The organism is Paramagnetospirillum sp., from assembly GCF_058402745.1.
In genome coordinates this window covers 12,060-31,916 of record NZ_JBZVFI010000019.1, presented here as the reverse complement: position 1 = coordinate 31,916, position 19,857 = coordinate 12,060, and the positions used below count along the sequence as shown (strand labels likewise).

Genomic DNA, 19,857 nt, shown 5'->3' with positions numbered 1-19,857 from the left:
TGTCCGACAAGCTGAGCATGTTCGAACGGGCCTTGGCGGCAATTGCCCCCAGTCTTGCCCTGCGCCGCTACGTCTCGCGCCAGATGCTCGGGATGGCGACTCGGGGATGCATGTCGGCCGCAACGAGGGGCGGAGCGGCATGGTCCGCTTTCCACCCTGGCTGCATGCCGTCACGGTGACGCTGCGCGACATCGGCGAGGCCACCGAGGCGGAACTGTGGCGGTTCAAGGTCCAGGCCCTGCTGGCGGTGTTCATCGAACAGTCGGGGATTCGGACCGGCTCCGATCAACTGGGCATCACCAAGAAGGTCGAGGACAAGATCATCCAGACCCTTGGACCCGGCATGGTTCATTACCTGCGTCCGGGGGAAAAGCCTAACATGCTGACGCCCCAGGCGTCCGGCGGCCTGCGCGACCTGATGAAGTTCTTTGCCCAGCGGACCAGCGCCGGGTCCAGCGTTCCCTATTTCCACCTGACCGGGGACCTCTCGGACGCCAATTTCGCCAGCTACAAGATCGGGCAGATCGGATTTGGCCGCATGGTGGAGCAGGACCAGGAGCATTTCCTGATCCCGCAGACCTGCCGCGCCCAGTGGCGCTGGATGGTGGATGCCCTGTTCCTGGCCGGGAAGATCCCGCGCCGGGACTACCGGGTGGCCTGGACCCCCAGCCCGCTGCAGGAAGCGGACGAATACAAGGCGGCCCTGGCCGCCCTGGTCCGCATGCGTTCGGGGCAGAGCGACCCGCAGACCGAGATCAAGCGTCTGGGCTACGACCCGCGCGAGGTTCTTGCCAAATGGGCCGGTTTCATCCGCGACGTGGATGCCGCCGGCCTGGTCTTTGACAACGACCCGCGCCACACCAGTCAGGCGGGCGTCATGCAGGGCATCAGCCAGCTTGACGCCGTCGGCAAGGATGGCGCGGCCAGCCCCAAGGGGGAATCATGAGCAAGCATATCCGTGGATCCCTGATGACCAGGTCCGCCACCGCGCCGAACGGAGAGCGGCGGGACCTCACCATGCAGATCCGCGCCGAGGCCATCGATGCATCCGGCCTCGATTCCGCCGGCCGCACCATCTCGGTGGTGTGGTCCAAGGGCGTCGGCGTCCGCCGCTACGACTTCGAGAACGACTGCTACTACATGGAGGAGCTGTCGCTTGACGCCAAGCATGTCCGCCTGGACCGCCTGAACAGCGCGGGAAAGGTGCTGGACACCCATCAGGCCTGGTCCGGCGTCCGTTCCATCCTCGGCAAGGTCGAGGCCGGAAGCGCCACCACCGACGGCACCACCGGTACGGCCAAGATCACCCTTGGCCGTACCGCCGATATCGACCCGGTGTGGGAGCGCATCGAGCAGGGTCTGATCACCCACGTCTCGGTGGGCTATCGGGTCAACAAGTACGAGGTCACCCGCAAGGAAGGGCAGTTGCCCATCTACCGCGCCGTCGACTGGGAGCCCTTGGAAATCTCCCTGGTCGCCATGCCGGCCGATCCGGACGCGGCGGTGCTGCGCTCGGACATGGCCGAAAAGTTTCCGTGTGAGTTCATCCCCAGCGGCGCCGCCGCGCAACCCCAAGAGGACAACATGAAGTTCCGTTCGAGTGGCGGCGATGCGCCGCAGGTTCAGACCCCGCCCCCCTCGGTGGTCGAGGCGAAGGGCGGCCAGAACCGCCAGGATCCCGCTGCCCCGCCCGCCCCTGCTGTGGCTCCGGCCCAGAATACCGATACCGCCCTTGGCCGCGCCGAGGCTCTGACCCAGATGACCCAGATCCGCGAGGCGGTCTCCGCCGCCGGTATCCAGGGCGCCGAGGCCGAGCGCATGACCGCCGATTTCTTCCAGCGCGGTGTTTCCATGGACGGTGTCCGCTCCGCCCTGTTCGATCATGTGACCGGCCGCTCGGCGCTGCAGGGCATCACTGGCGCCCAGCCGCTGCGCATCAGCCAGGGCCGTTCGGGTGACGATCCTGAATTCATGCGCGATGCCATGTCCCATGCCATCGCCGTGCGGTATCTGAACCCCGCCGAACTGGCGCAACTGGAGAAGACCCGGTCCGTCGGCCACTCCGAAGATCAGATGAGGGCCATTTCCGAGCATGCCCGCTCCTTTGCCGGATTCTCCGTGCTGGACATGGCGGCGGAACTGCTGGCGGCCCGTGGCGAGCGTCTGCCGCGCGGCAACCGCAATGCCCTGGCTCTGCGGGCGCTGGAAACGGCTGATTTTCCCTACCTGCTGTCGGCGGCGGCAGACAAGATCCTGCTGCCCAAGTACAAGCTGCAGGCCGTCACCTACCGCCATATCGCCGCCCAGCGCGATCTGAACGACTTCAAGACCAAGAACCTGGTTCGCAAGGGCGATTTCCCGGCCTTCCAGCGCAAGATGGAAAACGGCGAATTCAAGCAGGGCGCGTTCGGCGAGAGCAAGGAAACCGCCAAGCTGGAATCCGTGGGCGTCGAACTCATGATTACCCGCGAGGCCTTGATCAACGACGACCTGGGCGTCCTTGCCGATCACTCCGACGGCATCGCCATCGCCGCCGCCAGCCATGAGAACGGCACGGTATGGGCCCTGGTCACCTCCAATGCCAAGATGGTGTCGGACAACAAGGCGTTGTTCCATGCCGACCACGGCAATCTGGCCGCTGCCGGCGCGGTGATCGCTTCCACTTCGGTGGGCGAGGGGCGTCGGGCCGTCAGGACCCAGAAGAGCGACAAGGGGCGCAAGCTCAACACGATGGTCACCAAGCTGGTTGTTCCGGCGTCCTTGGAAACGGTGGCCGAGCAGTTCACCAACCCCTATGTGGTTCCGACCTCTCCCGGTTCCTCGGTTCCCGAATCCCTGCGCAAGCTGGAGGTGGTGACCGAAGCCCTGCTGGACGAGGCCAGCGAGCTTTCCTGGTATCTGTCTGCCGACCCGCTGGTGCTGCCCTGCATCAACTTCGGCTGGCTGTCGGGTAACCAGGGCCCGCAGACCTATTACGAGGTGAAGCCCGGCCGTGGTGTCGGTCTGCTGGCCTACGAGGATTTCTACGCCTCCCTGGTCGACTATCGCGGCTTCTACAAGAACCCCGGCGCCGCCCCGGCCTAAGGGCGACCGTCACCGGCCCGGGGGCCTTGAGTGCCTAGACCGGGCGGAAACAGAAGAAGGGCGGTGCTCGTTCGGCGCCGCCCTTCCTCATTTCGAACGAGGAAACCATGAAGAATTTCATTCAGCCGGGCGAGCAGCTGGATATCGCCGCGCCCTATGCCCTGTCCCCGGGCGAGCCCTTCGCCGTGGGAAATCTGTTCGGTGTCTGCTCGGGCGCCGCGTCCGAGGCCGGACAGCTGGTCATCATGTTCCGCGAGGGCGTGTATGAACTGCCCAAGGCGTCGACCGATGTCGTGGCGGCCGGCGATCCGCTGTACTGGGACGCCGCCAACAAGCGGTTGACGGGACAGTCCACCGGCCCTCGCTGCGGCACCGCCGTGTCGTCCGCCGGCAGCGGCGCCGCCACCGTGGTGGCCGATATCTGCGGCACCCTGCATTCCACCTCGGCGTCTCCCAACGAGATCGAGGTGGCGCTGAACGTCGATTTCGCCGACGTGGCGGCGGCGGGCAGCCAGTTCGTGGTCAGCCCCATCGCCGGCAAGGTGAAGCGCATCGACGTGGTCCTCCAGGGCGCCATCGATGCCGATACCGTCTTTACCGGCAAGATCGGCGGCGTGGCCATCACCGGCGGCGCCGTCACCGTGGAATCGGACGCCTCGGCGGCGGGGACCAAGGCCTCGGCCAGCCCTACCGCCGCCAATACCGTGGCGGCCGGTGGCGCCGTCGAGATCGCCTGCGGCGGCGAAGGCACGACGGCCTCCAAGGCGACCGTCACCATCCATATCGTCGCCTGATCAACAGCGGCGGGGGAATCATCCCCCGCCGCTTTCAGCCGTTTGCGGGGCTCGCCATGGACAATGCCTTTTCCCGCGCCGCCGCCGTGATGTTCGAAAACCGGGATCGCGCCGTCATCGCCACCTATACCGTGGCCGCCACGGGCGAGGTGAAGACTGGACTGCGCCTGCTGCGGGCCCAGCCGGGCAAGACATCCTCCATCTTCGGCCATGACATTGCCGCCGGAACGACGAGTTTCCGGGCTCTGGCCGCCGATTTGGAGCGGCCCGTCGCAGGCGATTCCATCACCCTCAGCGGCGGAGGTGTCTTTACCGTGCAGGGGGAACCCATGCTCGACGAATTGGGCGTCTGGTGGGTCATAGACACGGTGCCGTCATGATCGGCGCCCGCATCGAGGGCGACCTTTCCGCCCAGCTTGACCGCAAGATCGGAACCATGGCGGCGGCGGTCACCGACGCGGTGGCCGAGGCAGGGGCCGAGCTTCAGGCCCAGTTGCGTGCCCAGGTTGCCGCCGCCGGGCTTGGGACACGGATGGAATCCACCTGGCGCCTGCAGGTCTATCCCAAAGGCGAGGTTTCCATGGGCGCCGCCGCCCTGGTCTATTCCAAGGCCCCAGACATTGTCTCGGCCTTCGCCAACGGCACAGTGATCCGCTCAAAGCTGGGACTATGGCTGGCCATTCCTACTGCCGCCGTTCCGCGTGGACGTGGTGGCCGCCCGCTGTCGCTGCTTCAGTGCGAAACCCGCTTCGGAAACGCGCTGCGCTTCATCTTCCGACCTGGAAAACCGGGTTTGCTGGTGCTGGATAACGCCCGCCTGAGTTCCAGGGGTCGGGCGGCGCGGGCGACCACCAGGGGAGCCGGCGGAGATTACGTTCGCCTGGCCGGACGGACCACCGTGGTGCTGTTCGTCCTGGCCCCGGCGGCTCGCATGAAGAAGTTGCTCGACATTAACGGCGCCGCCCTGGCGGCGGCGGCGGCGCTTCCTTCCCGGGTCGCCCGCAACCTGCAAAGGATGGCCACATGACCAGCAAGCGCGAGGAGGTTCTGGCCGCCGTGGTGAGCGTCCTCACCGCCGCCATGGGAGGGGTCAAGGTCGAGCGCAACGACCCCATTCCGACCACTGTTCCGGCGGGCGGCCGGATCATCGTCCATGACGGCGACCCGGGCGAGGCGGAGATCCTGCTGGGCTCTCCGCTCCTCTATGAATTCCAGCACGAGATCCCGGTGGACGTGCTGGTCCAGAAGGCGGCGCAGCATACCCGCGCCGCCGATCTCGATTCCCTGCTGGCCGCCATGGGGTCATCCCTGGAGGCGGATCGCACCCTGGGCGGTAAGGTCGATTATCTCGACTGGTCTGCCCCGGATACCGCCGATGCCCGCATTCAGGGTGCGGCCTCCGTCAAGGGCGCCGTCGTCACCCTGGTCGCCACTTACACCACTACCAATCCGCTCGGCTGACGGGCACCAATCCGCTCGGCTGACGGGCACCAACCCGCTCGGCTGACCGGGCGCATCACGAAAGGACATGATCATGGCCACTCGCGCACAGGGCGCAAACGCCATTCTGGCCGGCGGTTTCGAGGGGACCTACGGCACCGCCGCCACCGAACTGACCTCGCTGCACTTCTCGTCCTTCTCGGGCGGCAACGAGATTGCGCTGGAAGCCTCCGACCTTCTGGGCGACGGCCGCGACCCGGCGGCGCCCACCGACGGCCCCATCAAGAACGAGCCCAGCATCGACGTTCCCGTCGACCCGCGCGAGTTCGGCATCTGGCTGAAGGCCCTGCTGGGTTCCCCGGTCACCACCGGCACCGGTCCCTACACCCACACCTGGAAGTCCGGCGCCGCCACCTTGCCGTCCATGACCCTGGACCTGGGCCTGACCGATCTGGGCAAGTACTACCGCCAGAAGGGATTTTCCGCCAACACCATGGCCATCGACTGGGCGACCAGCGGCAAGGTCAAGGCCACCATTACCGGTGTGGCCCAGACCGAGGCGGAGGCCGGTTCCCCCCTGGATGCCACTCCGGTGGAACTGGTCATGCAGCGCTTTTCCGTGCGCCAGGGCTTCGTCAAGATCGGCGCCGACTACGTCGGCAATCTGGTGGGCGGCAAGTTCAACTACTCCAACAATCTGGACGTGGTGCGGACCATCCGCGACGACGGCCTGATCGACGGCGCCGATCCGGGCAAGGTCGACCTGGGCGGCGAGCTGCGGGTCCGCATGTCGGCTGATGCCCTGGCCACCGCCGAGGCGAATCGTTCCGAAATCTCGGACCTGACCTTCGGCTACAAGATCAGCAACAGCCTGTCGCTGTCCATCACCTGCCACGAGGTCTACCTGCCCAAGGACAAGAAGGGCATCACCGGTCCCGGCGGCATCGAGAAGAACTACGCCTTCAAGGGCGCCAAGAACACCGCCGCCGGCTGCGCCATGACGGTGGTCCTGGTCAACGACGTGGAAAGCTATACCTGAGGGAGTACGTCATGTTTGCATGGTTGAAAAAAATGCTCGGCCTGGACTGCGGCGGATGCGCCTCCAAGTCGGCGAAAGCCGGTTCCGCCGCCGCGCCGGTTCCCCTGGCCCTGTCCTGGCCGGAGACGGGCGGCTCCATCCATCTGTCCGCCCCCGAGGGGCCTTACTGGATGCCCCTGCCGGGGCTGTCGGTGCGCCTGCTGGTGCGTCCCCTGACCCAGGCGGTGTCCGACGTGGCCCGCGCCAAGGGCTGGGCGGCGATCCGCGCCCTGCGCGAGCATGTTGACGCGGTGGTGGCCGAGGGCGGGCGGGTCGCCGATATTCCCGATATCGACGACGAGTCCGTCCGCCTGGGGCTGGCCGAGTTCGAATCCGGAGTTGCCCTGGCCGAGGCGGCTATCATCGGCTGGGACCAGGTGTTCGACGCCAATGGCGCCGTGGCCGAGGTCAGCCCCGCCGCCATCCGCCAGCTGATGAACGTCAACACCGTGGGCGAACGCTTCCGCACCGCCTATCAGGCCGGTCTGCGCGAGGTCGAAGCGGAAAAAAAAGGCTCCGGGGCCGGGCACGATGGCACTTCGGCGCCGGCCCCCAATACTGCGGACAATGTCGGGAACTCGATCTCCCCTGCTCTCGCGGAGAACGGGTAGGCGGCAAGCTCTGCCCCTATGTGGAGCATGCCCCCATGACCCCGTCCGGAGCCGCAGCCTGGGGCGCCATGCTGGCCTGCCGGGGGCACATGCTGACCGATGCGGAAGGCGGTCTTCTCGGCCTGGACATGGTCGCCTGCCTGACCTACGGCCAGGCGCTGGGGGCCAGCCCATCCGCTCTGGCGGATCTTCTGCCCGCCATCGACCTCGGCCTGCTGGAAGCGACGGCCGGGGACGAGGACGACGAGGAGTCTTGACCCTGCCGTAAAGTGTGGCACCCTCGGCTTTCGCAACCGGCCGGGGGTGTACCATGGATGATGGCAGCATCAAGGTGGATCGTGGAGCGGTCCGCGCCTGGGTATCAGCCCAGCGCGGACTGCTGGAGACCGCCCAGGCCGAGGGCCATCTGGCCCGAACCCGGCTCGACCTTCAGGACGGCATCGCCGAGGCCTTCCCCGAGGTGGCCTCCACCCAGCGGGCCCGCCTGATCGAGGTGTTTGATCAAGAGATAGAGGCCTTCTGCCAGGATCTGCGTCTCGCCACTGTAACGGTTCAGACCCAGGTGGAGCGGGTTGTGAAGCAAAAAACAGGATGCTTAGACTTGTTGGTCAGAATATTGCTGATCGTCACAGGATTTGTCGTGACTATCTTGTTCTTAGTTTCTGTGTCTAAAAATTGAATAATTTTATTCTGTAGTGGAAATATTCGTCAGCCAGCGATGGATGTCTGTAATATTGTCCCCGGTGACTGTATCCGTCATGGATATGCAGCCGCAGGCAAAAAATGTTTTATCACCACTCCATGTTCCAGTGGTTGCGTATCCGCGAAAGGTTAAATCGGTATGGGAGTTATCACCTTCCCTGCAAGTTAGGGCCGCGATGATATCGATCGTTACCTCCCAGGACTGAATGGCGCCGTTGAGGGTGGGATGAATTACGCGAACTCTCCGTCCCACATTCCGACGAAGAATTTGGCGCTCCAAAATGCCACAAGAAAAGCGCCTTACTGCTTCATGAGCCAACCTGCCGCTCTGGTCATGATCGTCCATGGTCCTCTCCATCAAGAATGATGGATAATGGAATCCATGCCGAACTTCGCGAGTCTAGCTCTTATAGGGACTTTCTTAGCCTTACCCCTGGTCCATCACCGTTTTCGGCGATGAAGATCACGCCTGCCTCTTCGAGGGAGCGGCGGATCGCGGCGAGGTTGTTGGCGACTGGGGTACGGCGGCCAGTTTCAAAGTCTCGAACCGTGCTTAAACTACAAGAGGCGGCGGTAGCCAATTGGCTTTGAGACCACTCAATGAGGGCACGAGCTGCCCGGCTTTGTGCTGGCGTAATCATGTAGCCACTTTAGCGCGTTCATATGTTTAGGTCAATGTCACCAAAAAATGTTGACGCCTCATCTGGTCAGTGTGTTATGTTTATGTCACCAATTTTTGGTGATTGAGGTTTCTCCATGGACATACACATTGCCCTCGGAAATGAGTTGGAGCGGCTGCATCGGCAGGTTAATGCCGGTGGGATGCCCCTGGATTGCGAAACAGAGGCGCTGCGAAAGATCGACGCCATCGAGGATGCGGTGCTGGCCATTCCGGCCGCTAGCCTTGTCGGGGCGGTGATGCAGCTTCGGCTGATTGCCCACCACCTGGAATGGAACGGGTTCACCCCGGACTTTCAGGACGTTCTGGCGGTGACGGTACGGGGTGCCCTGGCGGTGGTGGAGGCGGCAGCCGGAATCGAACGCGGCGCCTTCGCCGGTGATGAATACGTTCCCCAGTCCAGCATGGTGCATTGACATGGGACACATGATGCCGTTCGCCTTCGAGGGGCACCCGGTCCGCGTGGTGCGCGATGCCGTGTCCGAGCCCTGGTTCGTCGCCGCCGATGTCTGCCGGTGTTTGGAAATTGGCAATACGACGATGGCATTGTCCCGACTTGATGGCGATGAGAAGACGACCCTCAATAATGTTGAGGGTCGGGCTGGGCACGGCGCTCAGCAGTTCAATCTGGTCAACGAGGCCGGTCTGTACCGGCTGATCTTCACCAGCCGCAAGCCTTCGGCCGAGCGGTTCAAGCGCTGGCTGGCCCATGAGGTTCTGCCGTCCCTGCGCCGTACCGGGTCCTACGTCATGCCCGATTTCCGTTCGCCGGCCGATACCGGTGAATCCCTGGACCCCGATATCGAGCGGCTATGGCTGAACAAGATCAACTTGAGCATGCGGGTGTGGGGACGTGGGGCGGCTCGCGAATTGTGGGAGCGTTCTCCCTTGCCGCTTCCATCGGATTCGGCGCGGGCGGTGCGGGATACCGAGGAGACGGGGATGGCCTGCCTGCGTTGGTTGCTGTCCTGGAGACTGGGTGACGGTACCATCGCCGAATTGGTGGCCGCCGCCAGGGTGAGCGAAGGGGCCTGTGGCGCCTTGCCTCCCGTCGGTGTGCGGGTAGATGTGGAGAGCTACGACGGCTTCCTTATCGTGGCCGATGCCCACCCGGTGCTGATGGCGGTATTCGCCTCGTCTTCCTGGGCTAACGGATGGCGCCGCGCTCTGCTGGCCATCCCCGGTGCTCAGGCGACCCCGGCGATCCGTTTTCGCCGTATCAAGGTTACGGCCGTCGCCATTCCCATGCGGATGTTCCATCCGTCCTAGCGGCGGCGTGATTTCAATGTACAGGGCGGTCCCATGGGCCGCCCTTTTCTTTTGGGGTGTCCCATGGGCGTTTCCAGCGATGTTTCCATCCGTCTTTCCGTCAAGGACGCCGAGACGGTCAAGCAGGCGCTGAAGAGCGTCGGCGAGGAGGGCTCCAAGGCCCTGGCGGTGATGGAGACGGCCGGCGACAAGGCCGCCGTCTCGGCCCGCGTTCTGTCGCGCCAGATCGAGGGTGTCAAGGCCAGCCTGGACCCCACCATCGCGGCCCATGCGGAATACAACCGTTCCATCCGCCTGCTGGACGATGGCATGGCCCGCCTGGGCATGTCCCAGGAGGATCACGCCAAGTTCTCGGCCCTGGCGCGGACCCGCCTGGACGAGCTGACCGGCGCCCTGGCCCGGGGCGGCGGCGCTCTGGCCGGCAATTCCATGGGCTGGCGCACGGTGTCCGCTAACCTGGTCAACGCAGGCCAGGTTGCCATTGCCACCAAGGGCAACCTGACATCGGCCCTGGGCCCTTTGATCGATGTGGGCCAAGGCTTCGCCATGATCGGCGGCAAGGCCGCCCTGGCTGCCGCCGGGGTGGTCGCGGTGGCCGCGCCCTTCGCCCTGGCCGCCGCCGCCGCTTATTCCTACGCCGAGGCCCAGCGGCAGCTGTCCCTGGCCCTGCAATCTTCCGGCGGCTATGTGGGCAAGAGCCGGGCCGATATCGAGGCCATGGCCCGCGCCATGGCCCCGGCGGCCTTACTGTCGATCTCGGCCATGCGTGACGTGGCCGGCGCCGCCGTATCGTCCGGGACGGTCACCGGCGCCGCCCTGGGCAAGGTCATGGATCTGGCCCGCGACTGGGGCGCCCTGATCGGCAAGGACGCCAAGGAGGGCGCCGAGGATCTGTCCCGCCTGCTGTCCGACCCCGCCAAGGCGGCTGAGGATCTGGCATCCCGCTTCCACAACCTGACCCAGGCCGAGATCGATCACATCACCGCCCTGGCCAAGTCTGGTCAGGCCGGGCAGGCCCAACTGGAACTGCTGGCCAAAGTTGGCGATGCGGCGGCGAATGCCGCCGGCAAGGTAAGCTGGTATGCCAAGGCCTGGAATTCGGTCACCGATGCTTGGGACAGCCTGGGCCGCTCGTTCTCCGACGGCTCTACCGCCGACAAGTTGTCCGCTGCAGAGGAAAAGGCCGCCGCCGCCCGCAAGGATTACGGTGCCGACGACCGCCGGACCAAGGTCGCCGAGGCCGATGCCCGCTATTGGCGGGTCATGGCCGATGCCGAGTCCAAGGCGCCGGCCGAGCGCGAGGCGAGGAATCAGGCCAACGACTTCGACACCAAGGGTACGTCGCTGGTCCGCCAGCTCGACCCCCTGGCCCAGCGCCGCCTCGACCTCGCCAATCAGCGGGCCCTGCTGGAAAACGCCATCAAGGCCAACCCGGCCCGCGAGGCGGAATTCCGGCGCGGACTTTCCCTGCTGGACGGACAGGATGCCGCCCTGCTGGACCCGGCGCAACTGGCCCAGAAGCAGTTGTCCTTCTCGCAGGCGACCGCCGGCCTGACCCCCGGCCAGCGGGCGGCGGCCTTGGCCAGGATGCAGGCGGGCCAGGAGGCCCTTTCCCTGCCCCTGGATGCGGCGGGGCGTGACGCCTATGTCTCGGCCAAGGGCGAGGCGGCCTCTCTGGGCCAGCGCATGGCGGCCTCGGACCAGATCAACGCGCTACGGGAGGAAACCCGCGCCGCCGCCGATCTGGCCCAGGCCTGGGATGCCGGCAAGCGGGCGGCCATCGAATCCGATGCCGCCTCCCAGGCCCGCGCCGCCCACATCGCCAATGCGGCGGTGAACGAGGGGGCGCTGACCAAGGCCCTGCTGGATCGCGGCGCCGCCCAGAAAGTGGCCGATGCCGCCCAGGCCAACGATGCCCTGGCCGACCAGGTCAAGGGGCTGCAGGCGGTTGCCAAGGCCGAACAGATCTCGACCGTGGCGGCCACCGAGGCGGCGCGTCAGCACGACGTCGCCACGATGGCGGAGAAGCTTCGCACCGCCGCCGCCGCCAGCGGATCGGCGGCGCGGGTCGCGGCGGCCGAGGACGAGATCAAGCGTTATGACGATCTGACCCGATCCCGCGATCAGGCAGACGCCATCCGTCAGGCGGCCATGCTCAACCGCCAGTATGACGGCGATAAGGCCTATCAGGCCGAGATCGCCCGTCTGCAGGAACTGGCCGACACCGGAACCTTGACCGCCAAGACCCTCAAGGAGGCGTTCGAGGACGCCGATCTTGCCCGTCTGCGGGCCAGCAAGGACGCCACCGACGGCATGATGCTGGCGTTGAAGGAATATGGCCGCGAGGCGGAGAATGCCGCCGCCGGTTCGTACCGACTGACCCAGAATTCGTTGCGCGGCTTCGACACCATGTTCGCCAACGTCGCGACCAATGCCAAGAAGGGCAAGGACGCGATGAAATCCTTCGTGGATTCGTCGCTGCAGGAACTGGCCCGGCTGTTCTCGCAGAAATACATCACCGGCCCCCTGGCCTCGGGCGGCGCCGGTCTTGGCCTGCTGTCGGGACTGGGGGGTGGGTTGTCGGGGGTTGGAAGCTGGTTTTCCGATCTTCTCGGCTTCGGGGCGTCGGGCGGCGGTCAGGGCGGGGCTTCCATGGCCGATACGTTGGCCTTTTGGGGAACCGAACTTCATACGGGCGGCATGCCTGATGCCGGTGTGTCACGTGCCGTTGATCCCCTGTGGTTCCAGGGGGCACCCCGCCATCATACCGGGTTCCAGCCTTACCTCGCCTCCAACGAGCGGCCGGCGATCCTGACCGATGATGAAGAGGTGCTGACCTCCTCCGACCCCCGCCATGTCCGTAACCTGCGGCGGGCAGGTGGGGCGGCGGGGCCGGTCAACCTCAACGTCCAGTTCAACCTGACCACTCCGGCCGGCACCACCGGGCGGATGACCGGCCAGCGGCGGACCGCCGACGGCGGGTTCTCGTTCGATGTGCTGGTGGAAAAGGTGGAAGGGGCCATGGCGACCAATATCGACCGGGGTAACGGCCTGGCCCCGGCCCTGGAAGGTCGCTACGGGCTGAACCCCGCCAACGGGAGTTTCGGATGATGTTGCGGTTTCCCTCCACCCTGCCCATGCCCCAGTCCGATCCCTATTCGGTCGAGCCCATGGAAGGGGTGATCCGCACCGATATGGAAAGCGGTCCCGCCCGTCAGCGGCAGGAGGGGACCAACGTTCCAACCCGCATTCCGGTGGTGTGGAAGTTCACCGACACCCAGTACGCCATCTTTGACGCCTGGTACAAATGGAAGGGCAAGGAGGGGGCGGAATGGTTCCTGGTGAAACTCCGCACCGGCCTGGGGGTGGAGGACCACGAGGTCCGTTTCGTCGGCCAGTACAAGGCGCCGTTGAAGGACGGCATCAACTGGCTGGTCTCCCAGACCCTGGAGGCCCGCAAGCGCCCCCGCCTGACCGAAGCCGAACTGGACATCTGCCTCGACACGGCCCCCGCCGACCTCACGGCTGCGGTGGCGGCGCTCGACGCTCTGTCCAATCTCACGCTGTTTCAGCATCTCGGAGCCTGATCCATGACCATCAAAGACGATCTCAACGCCGCCGTTACCAAGGCGACGGATGCGGCGGCCATTCTCGACGCCGTCGCCAATGGACCGGCCGCCGGCGCCGGTTCGACGGTGACGACCGAGAGCGGTCCGGTAAAGACCGTCGCCAAGGCGGTGGGGGATCTGGAGGAGGCGGCGACGGCCAGCGCCGCCGCCGCTGCCGCCAGCGAGGCCGCTGCCGCCGCCGACAAGGCCATCGTCGCCGCCGACAAGGCGTTGGTCGCGGCCGACAAGGCCGCCGCCGCCGCCGCCGCCCTGGCGGCGGCCGGGTCGGAGACCAACGCGCTGGCCTCCCGAAATGCCGCGCAGGCCGCGCAGGTGGCGGCCGAAGCCGCGCGCGACGCCACCCTGTCGGCCTACGACAATTTCGACGACCGCTATCTCGGCGCCAAGGCTGCCCCGCCCACCCTGGACAACGACGGCAACGCCCTGGTGGCGGGAGCGCTGTATTTCGACACGGTGGCCGAGGCGATGAAGCTGTGGACCGGATCGGCGTGGGTCGCGGCCTATGTGTCGGGCAGCGGTTACCTCGCGGGAAGCAACAACCTGTCCGACCTGACCGACCCGGCGGCGGCACGGAGCAACCTGGGTTTCGTCGAGGCCGCGCAGGACGTGATCGGCGCCATGATCGCGGCGGCGGGCGGGTCCTACGATGACGCCGCCGGCACCATCGCGCTGCCCGCCGGCGGCGGTGGCGGTTCCGCCTTCAAGAATCTGATCATCGGCGGCGACTTCGCCACCAATCCCTGGCAGCGGGGGACGAGCTTCGTCACAATCTCTACGGAACAGTACACCGCTGATGGGTGGAAGTACTACAAGGTAGGTGCGGCAGGACATGCATGTACCGTTACCCAGGCTTCTGATGCGCCAACCATTTCGCAGGCCGGTATTAAGGCGGTTAACTGCTTTTCTCTCCAAACAACCACAACGCTTGGGTCGCCTGCCGCTGCCGACGTTGTTGCCATTACGCACGGGGTGGAGGGGTTCAATACAGCTTTCATGGGATGGGGCGCAGCCAACCCCGTGTCGGCAACTCTGAGCTTCTGGGTGCAGTCGCCGTTGACCGGGGTACACTGTGTCAGCTTCCGCAATGCAGCGGGATCACGCACGTATGTGGCGGAGTATTCCGTCAGCGCTGCGAACACCTGGGAGAAGAAAACAATCACCGTTCCCGGTTGCACTGATGGGGTGTGGCAGACAACTATAGGTCAGGGGATTAGGGTTAGCTTCGTGCTGGCGTGCGGTAGTACCTACCAGACGACCGCCGGGTCGTGGGCTTCCGCAAACGCCTTCGCATCAGCCAATCAGGTGAATGTTGCCAACAACGCTGGGACATTCAAGTTAGCCCTCATCCAGCTGGAGGCGGGTACATCTGCTACGGATTTCGAAGTACTCCCCGTCGATGTCGTGGCGGCGCGGTGCTTCCGTTATTACTACGCCATGAAACTCGGCGACAATATCCCGGGGTATGCTTTCAGCTCCACCCTCGCCCGGTGCGTCGTCAAGTTCCCGGTTGAGATGCGGGCAGCCCCTACGCAGAGCGTGCTTGGGTCCTCATATACCGCAAATAGAATTTACTGTGCTGCGGCTGAGACTACACCAACGTCGATTGGGTCCGCCCAAATGTCCCAGAATTTCGGGTTCATGGACATCTCGGTTCCGTCATCTCTTACGGCAGGTCAGGCAGTGATCTACGGCACTAACAGTGGCGGTGGTGGGGCGACGACAATCCGACCAGCCTTCAGCGCGGAGTTTTGATCTATGAGCGCCTATAAACTCACTCCCAGCGGCTCCGTCATCCGCCTCTCGGACAGCGCGAGCATCCCCACTGATCCCGCCAACACCGACTACGCCGAATACTTGGCGTGGAAGGCGGCGGGCGGTGTACCCGATCCGGCCGATCCGCCCACCTCGGACCGGGCCAACGCCCCCATCCTGGCCGCCCTGGCCGAGATCGACGCCAAGTCGGTGCGGCCCTTGCGCGCCATCCTCGAGGCGCAGGCGACGGGCGGCACGCCCGATCCCGCCGACCTCGCCAGGCTGGCCGAGTTCAACGCCCGGGCGGATGCGCTTCGGGCGCAGTTGGTGCCCTGATGCCTGATCCCACTCTCTCCGAGGCGCTGGCCGAGGCCTATGCCTCCTGCCCGTCTACGGTAACGCCATTGGAAACTTTGGAATTACGGCATCCGACCTTCGTGGACGGTGACGGCAATCCGACGGCCATCCGGGTGGTCCGCAACAATCCCGACCAGGATACCTGGATCGAGCGGGGAGGGGCTCCGGTGGTCGCGGTGCTGGATGCCCTGTCCGATGAGGATCGGGCCCTGGTCGGCCTGGTGGCCCGGTTGGAGCCATCGGCGCCAGCCAATGGTGGTGAACTGGTCCCTTGGATTGCCCTGGCCTTCGAGTTCACCCTGCCCGAGGTCTCGTCCTCGCCCTCGCCGGAGCTGTCCATCACCATGGACAACGTGGGCAAGGAACTGCAGGACCATCTGGAGGCGGCGGCCATGAGCGCCGCCGTGGTCGAGGTCACCTACCGTGTCTATCTCGACATCGATATCGACGGCCCGCAGAACGACCCGCCCATGACGCTGTCCATGGTGCTGGTCAACGCCTCCAACCCCCGGGCAGCCGGGCGGGCCCGCATGCCGAACATTGCCAACAAAACCTTCCCCAAGGCGACCTACACCGAGAAATCATATCCCGGTTTGGCCACCTAGCTTCCCCATCCGTTCCATCCAAGGAGAACCCCATGCACTGGGCAGAGGGTTACATCGGCCTGCCGTGGTCCCCCACGGGGGAAGGCCCCAACACGTTCCATTGCTGGAGCTTCTTCCGCGAAGCCCAGGCGGTGGGGTTCAGCCGCGACGTGCCGCGCATCGTCTATCCGGAAGGGGAGTCCGAGGCGAGGCGCTGTCTGGCCATCGCCAAGCATTTCAGGGGGCATCCGGAGCGCCAGCGCTGGGTGGAAATCCCCTGGGAGGAACGCTGTGACGGCGATGCCGTCCTGATGCGCCAGGCCCGCTATCCCGTCCATATCGGGACATGGTTGACGGTGGATCGCGGCGGAATCCTCCACTGCTCGCGCGATGCCGGCGTGGTTTTCCAGACGTTGGCCGATGTGCGGGCGTCGGGCTGGAGCATTTACGAAACCCACCGTTTCCGAGGTTAGGCCATGGGCTGCGCAATCTGGGTCAAGAACCCTTTCAACCCGCTGAAGGACCGCGAAGAGTTCTCCGTCGATGACGGTCTGACCGTGCGGGGATTCCTTGACCGGCGTGGCATCGTGGAGTTTCCCATGCCCACCGTCTGCTTCTGGAACGGTCGTCCGGCGCTGCGCCGTGAATGGTCCATTCTGGTGGTCGGACCGGACGACGTGGTCGAGTTCCGTGCCTTTCCCCATGGCGGTGGCGGGGGAGGCGGCAAGCAGATCCTGTCCAGCGTGGCCATGATCGCCCTGATGGTCGCCGCGCCCGAGATCGGCGGCATGCTGGCTCCGGAGATCGGTCAGGCTGTCGCGTATTACAGCGGTGGTACCATCGGCCTGACCATGGAGGTGGCCACCTCCATCGGTGCGGCGGCGGTGATCGGCGGCGGCATGCTGCTGACCAGCGCCATGTTCTCGGCGCCCAAGGCGGCGACTCCGTCCTCGTCCTGGGGCGGATTCGGCACGCCGCCCGCGCCCTCTCCCACCTACGGGCTCAACCCGTCTGGCAATCAGGCTCGTCTGGGCCAGACCATTCCCGAGATCTTCGGACGCCACAAGATCGTCTTCGACTTGGGGTCCGACCCCTATCAGGAATACGTCGACAACGAGCAGTATCTGTACCAGCTGCATGTGGTGGGGATCGGGGAATTCGAGTTCGAACGCCTGCTGATCGACGATACGCCCATTGCTTCGTTTGAGGAGGTTGAATACCAGATCGTTCCGCCCGGCGGGGCCATGACCCTGATCGACCATGTGGTGGTCACCGCGGCCGAGGTGGCGGGGCAGGAGGCCCAGGGCACCAACCAGCTGAGCGACGGCGCCGACGGCTGGGTGGGGCCATTCGTGCCGGTTCCGGCCGCCAAGAAGGCCACCCATCTGGGCGTCGATATCGTCTTTTCCCGGGGTCTCTACTACGCCGAGAATAGCGGAACCCTGTCATCCAAGACAGGAGCGTGGCGGATCGAGGCGCGTGAGATCGACGACGATGGAAACCCGGTGGAATCATCGTCCCTGGCGGCGCTGCCCGGCGGTCTGACCAAGGCGCGGGGACGGCTGCTGTTCACCGTCAATCCGACGGCCGGAGACACCGCCACCCTGAACGGCAGGATCTGGACCTTCGTTTCCGGAGCGCCGGCCGCCTTCCAGGTGCAGATCGGCGCCGCCGTGGCCGATACCGTCGCCGCCCTGGCGTCGGCGCTGAACGCCTCGTCTGATCCGGCGTTGGCGGTGGCCACCTATTCGGCTTCCGGCAAGGGGTTGGTGATCGAATACGACACCGCCGGTCTGGCCGGACATGCCTTCACCCTGGCGGCCAGCCGGGCGGTTCCTTCGGCCGATACCCTGACCGGCGGCGCCTTTGCCTGCCTGGGCGAGGAAACCTACACCGCCGCCGATAACTCGCAACTGCGCCTGTCCAACAAGTATGCCGTCGCCGCCGCCCGCTACGAGGTCAGGCTGCGGCGTACCAACACCAACGACACCGATAGTCGAACCGGGCATGAAATGCGGTGGGGGCAGCTTCGCGCCTACCTGGATGAAACGCCCGACTATGGTGGCAATGCCACCCTGGTGGCGATCAAGGCGCGGGCCACCGACAACCTGTCCCAGCGGTCGAGCCGTCTGTTCAATGCCATCGTCACCCGCAAGCTTCCGCTGTGGGATGCCGATACCGGCACATGGTCCAGCCCGGTGGCCACCCGGTCCATCGCGGCGGCGGCCAGTTACATCCTGCGTTCGTCAAACGGGGCTGGGCTGGCTGATAGCCGCAACGACCTGGCCATGCTGTGGTCCTTGCACGAGACGTGGGAATCGCGGGGTGACACCTTCAATGCCGTGTTCGATTCCCCGGTGACCGTGTGGGATGCCCTGCAGCGGGTGGTCAAGGTGGGGCGCGGCTCGGCCTTCCAGCAGGGCGGTATCATCCGCTATATGCGCGATGAGCCCCGTGCCCTGCCCAGCGGTCTCTACAACCGCCGCAACATCGTCAAGGGCAGCTTCAACGTTGACTATATTCTGCCCACCGACGACACCGCAGATGCGGTGACGGTGCAGTACTACTCGGAAAAGACCTGGAAGGTGGCCGAGGTGACCGCCGCCATGATGGCGGGCGAGATCCGCATCATGACCGCCACCGAACTGGTGGAGACGCCGCCAGATCGGGCTGCCAAGGTCCAGATGCCCGGCATCACCAATCAGGCCCAGGCCGAACGCGAGGCCTGTTTCATGTTCGCCGTCAATTACTACCGCCGCATCCAGCCCAACTGGATGACCGAATTGGACGGCCGCATCCCGTCCTATGGTGATGTGGTGGCCATATCCCACCCCCTGCCATCCTGGGGGCAGGATGGAGAGGTCGAGGACTGGGACCCCGATTCCGGCATCATGACCCTGTCGGAACAGCCTCGCTGGACCGAAGGGGCTGTTCACTACATGGGGTTGCGTCACCGCAACGGCTCCCTGGCCCATCCGGCGGTGGAGATCGAGCCGGATCCGGACGGCGACCCCTACAAGGTCCACGTTCTCGACCCCTTGCCCCTGGTGCCGGACACCGGCGGCAACCGCGAGAGGACCTATTACGCCCTGGGGCCCGGCACGGACCTGTGGGCGCGCCGCGTCCGTATCAAGTCCATCAAGCCCAGGAAGAACCGGGTCGATATCGCCGCCGTCATCGAGGATGACCGCGTCCACGTCAACTGATGAGCATCCAGGAGGGTGTATTGGAAATCCTGTCAATCATCGCCGATTTCGCCGCCGTGATCGGTGGCGGCGGCCCCGTGGTGATCCTCGGCTCGGTCGCCATGGGGTTTGCGACGGTGGCGGGGGTCGTCATCATCCTGGCGAACCAGGCCCCGCGCTTCGTGCCGCTGGTTTCCGCCTGGAAAGGTCAGACTCCACCGGGCGGATCCCCGGCCAAAGGATGTGTGGTGATCGATGACGACACCGCCCTGGAATTTGGCGAGGCGCTGATCTCGGCATGCGAGGTCCCCGCCCTGGCCATCGACTGCGATCATCGCATCCGTCTGTACAACGACGGCGCAGAATCCTTGACCGGGTGGCCGTCCGAAGCGGTGATGGGCCAGGATCTGGCCATCCTGATGTGTCCAGCCGATGCCCGCCACCATGCGGGCTTCGTCCGTCAGTACCTTGAGCGCTACCGGGCGGGCGGGCCGCGCCTGGCCGGCGATGTGCGTCATATCGGCTTGCGCCACAAGGACGGCCATATGATCCATGCCCGCGCCCGGCTGATCCACATCAACCGGGGCAGTCAGGTGATCTTCGCATGGCTGTCTCCATCCCAGCTTGAAGGCGGCTGACGCCCGCCGATTCGCCATCCGTGTACCCGGAACCGTTCTTTTCACCCCGCATCCG

At 65.4% G+C, this 19,857-nt stretch carries 22 protein-coding genes; 20 read left to right on the top strand and 2 right to left on the bottom strand.

Translation table 11 applies throughout. The features are described from left to right. The first annotated feature begins 106 nt into the window (after nucleotides 1–106). From ACV4UZ_RS19660 to ACV4UZ_RS19615, 10 genes are all read left to right on the top strand, one after another. On the top strand, nucleotides 107–946 hold the full coding sequence (locus tag ACV4UZ_RS19660; protein WP_491602483.1) for a phage portal protein: 840 nt from the start codon (nucleotides 107–109) through the stop codon (nucleotides 944–946). 23 nt (nucleotides 947–969) lie between these two features. Continuing rightward, nucleotides 970–3,084, top strand: coding sequence for a prohead protease/major capsid protein fusion protein (locus ACV4UZ_RS19655; RefSeq protein WP_491602482.1), 2,115 nt, complete (start codon nucleotides 970–972; stop codon nucleotides 3,082–3,084). 107 nt (nucleotides 3,085–3,191) lie between these two features. Further along, nucleotides 3,192–3,878, top strand: coding sequence for a DUF2190 family protein (locus ACV4UZ_RS19650; protein WP_491602481.1), 687 nt, complete (start codon nucleotides 3,192–3,194; stop codon nucleotides 3,876–3,878). A gap of 56 nt (nucleotides 3,879–3,934) precedes the next feature. Next, nucleotides 3,935–4,258, top strand: coding sequence for a head-tail joining protein (locus tag ACV4UZ_RS19645; protein ID WP_491602480.1), 324 nt, complete (start codon nucleotides 3,935–3,937; stop codon nucleotides 4,256–4,258). Then, nucleotides 4,255–4,905: a DUF6441 family protein gene (locus tag ACV4UZ_RS19640; RefSeq protein WP_491602479.1), complete on the top strand. Its 651-nt coding sequence runs from the start codon at nucleotides 4,255–4,257 to the stop codon at nucleotides 4,903–4,905. The genes ACV4UZ_RS19645 and ACV4UZ_RS19640 overlap by 4 nt, the downstream gene beginning before the upstream one ends. Next, nucleotides 4,902–5,339 (top strand): acyl-CoA transferase, encoded by a 438-nt coding sequence (locus ACV4UZ_RS19635; RefSeq protein ID WP_491602478.1) that lies wholly within the window; start codon nucleotides 4,902–4,904, stop codon nucleotides 5,337–5,339. Before ACV4UZ_RS19640 ends, ACV4UZ_RS19635 begins: the two co-directional genes overlap by 4 nt. A gap of 73 nt (nucleotides 5,340–5,412) precedes the next feature. After that, the gene (locus ACV4UZ_RS19630) at nucleotides 5,413–6,357 is read left to right on the top strand and encodes a phage tail tube protein (protein ID WP_491602477.1); all 945 of its coding nucleotides are present in this window, start codon (nucleotides 5,413–5,415) and stop codon (nucleotides 6,355–6,357) included. Nucleotides 6,358–6,368: 11 nt separating this feature from the next. Next, nucleotides 6,369–7,007: a hypothetical protein gene (locus ACV4UZ_RS19625; RefSeq protein WP_491602476.1), complete on the top strand. Its 639-nt coding sequence runs from the start codon at nucleotides 6,369–6,371 to the stop codon at nucleotides 7,005–7,007. Between the two features lie 35 nt (nucleotides 7,008–7,042). Beyond that, nucleotides 7,043–7,264: a DUF7697 family protein gene (locus tag ACV4UZ_RS19620; RefSeq protein WP_491602475.1), complete on the top strand. Its 222-nt coding sequence runs from the start codon at nucleotides 7,043–7,045 to the stop codon at nucleotides 7,262–7,264. Nucleotides 7,265–7,317: 53 nt separating this feature from the next. Further along, nucleotides 7,318–7,686, top strand: coding sequence for a hypothetical protein (locus ACV4UZ_RS19615; RefSeq protein ID WP_491602474.1), 369 nt, complete (start codon nucleotides 7,318–7,320; stop codon nucleotides 7,684–7,686). Between the two features lie 6 nt (nucleotides 7,687–7,692). Here the strand turns inward: ACV4UZ_RS19615 and ACV4UZ_RS19610 are convergent, their stop codons facing one another. Both ACV4UZ_RS19610 and ACV4UZ_RS19605 read right to left on the bottom strand, forming a co-directional pair. Further along, a complete protein-coding gene (locus tag ACV4UZ_RS19610) occupies nucleotides 7,693–8,055 on the bottom strand; it encodes a hypothetical protein (RefSeq protein WP_491602473.1) in 363 nt (120 codons plus the stop codon). 61 nt (nucleotides 8,056–8,116) lie between these two features. Then, on the bottom strand, nucleotides 8,117–8,350 hold the full coding sequence (locus ACV4UZ_RS19605; protein ID WP_491602472.1) for a helix-turn-helix domain-containing protein: 234 nt from the start codon (nucleotides 8,348–8,350) through the stop codon (nucleotides 8,117–8,119). A gap of 181 nt (nucleotides 8,351–8,531) precedes the next feature. Between ACV4UZ_RS19605 and ACV4UZ_RS19600 the strand changes: the two genes are divergently transcribed. The 10 genes from ACV4UZ_RS19600 (at nucleotide 8,532) to ACV4UZ_RS19555 (ending at nucleotide 19,802) form a co-directional block, all read left to right on the top strand. Next, complete coding sequence (locus tag ACV4UZ_RS19600; RefSeq protein ID WP_491602471.1) at nucleotides 8,532–8,804, top strand: hypothetical protein; 273 nt, start codon at nucleotides 8,532–8,534, stop codon at nucleotides 8,802–8,804. Between the two features lie 10 nt (nucleotides 8,805–8,814). After that, on the top strand, nucleotides 8,815–9,657 hold the full coding sequence (locus tag ACV4UZ_RS19595) for a BRO-N domain-containing protein (RefSeq protein ID WP_491602470.1): 843 nt from the start codon (nucleotides 8,815–8,817) through the stop codon (nucleotides 9,655–9,657). Between the two features lie 63 nt (nucleotides 9,658–9,720). Further along, nucleotides 9,721–12,768 carry a phage tail length tape measure family protein gene (locus ACV4UZ_RS19590; protein WP_491602469.1) on the top strand — a complete coding sequence of 1,016 codons (3,048 nt, stop codon included), beginning with the start codon at nucleotides 9,721–9,723 and terminating at the stop codon, nucleotides 12,766–12,768. Next, on the top strand, nucleotides 12,765–13,244 hold the full coding sequence (locus tag ACV4UZ_RS19585) for a hypothetical protein (protein WP_491602468.1): 480 nt from the start codon (nucleotides 12,765–12,767) through the stop codon (nucleotides 13,242–13,244). Before ACV4UZ_RS19590 ends, ACV4UZ_RS19585 begins: the two co-directional genes overlap by 4 nt. A 3-nt stretch (nucleotides 13,245–13,247) precedes the next feature. Continuing rightward, nucleotides 13,248–15,038 carry a hypothetical protein gene (locus ACV4UZ_RS19580; RefSeq protein ID WP_491602467.1) on the top strand — a complete coding sequence of 597 codons (1,791 nt, stop codon included), beginning with the start codon at nucleotides 13,248–13,250 and terminating at the stop codon, nucleotides 15,036–15,038. Between the two features lie 3 nt (nucleotides 15,039–15,041). After that, complete coding sequence (locus ACV4UZ_RS19575) at nucleotides 15,042–15,374, top strand: hypothetical protein (RefSeq protein WP_491602466.1); 333 nt, start codon at nucleotides 15,042–15,044, stop codon at nucleotides 15,372–15,374. Beyond that, nucleotides 15,374–16,000: a DUF1833 family protein gene (locus ACV4UZ_RS19570; protein WP_491602465.1), complete on the top strand. Its 627-nt coding sequence runs from the start codon at nucleotides 15,374–15,376 to the stop codon at nucleotides 15,998–16,000. The genes ACV4UZ_RS19575 and ACV4UZ_RS19570 overlap by 1 nt, the downstream gene beginning before the upstream one ends. 32 nt (nucleotides 16,001–16,032) lie before the next feature. Next, on the top strand, nucleotides 16,033–16,452 hold the full coding sequence (locus tag ACV4UZ_RS19565) for an NlpC/P60 family protein (protein WP_491602464.1): 420 nt from the start codon (nucleotides 16,033–16,035) through the stop codon (nucleotides 16,450–16,452). Nucleotides 16,453–16,455: 3 nt separating this feature from the next. Then, nucleotides 16,456–19,185, top strand: coding sequence for a host specificity factor TipJ family phage tail protein (locus tag ACV4UZ_RS19560; RefSeq protein ID WP_491602463.1), 2,730 nt, complete (start codon nucleotides 16,456–16,458; stop codon nucleotides 19,183–19,185). Further along, the gene (locus ACV4UZ_RS19555; protein ID WP_491602462.1) at nucleotides 19,185–19,802 is read left to right on the top strand and encodes a PAS domain-containing protein; all 618 of its coding nucleotides are present in this window, start codon (nucleotides 19,185–19,187) and stop codon (nucleotides 19,800–19,802) included. The genes ACV4UZ_RS19560 and ACV4UZ_RS19555 overlap by 1 nt, the downstream gene beginning before the upstream one ends. Nucleotides 19,803–19,857 lie beyond the last annotated feature (55 nt).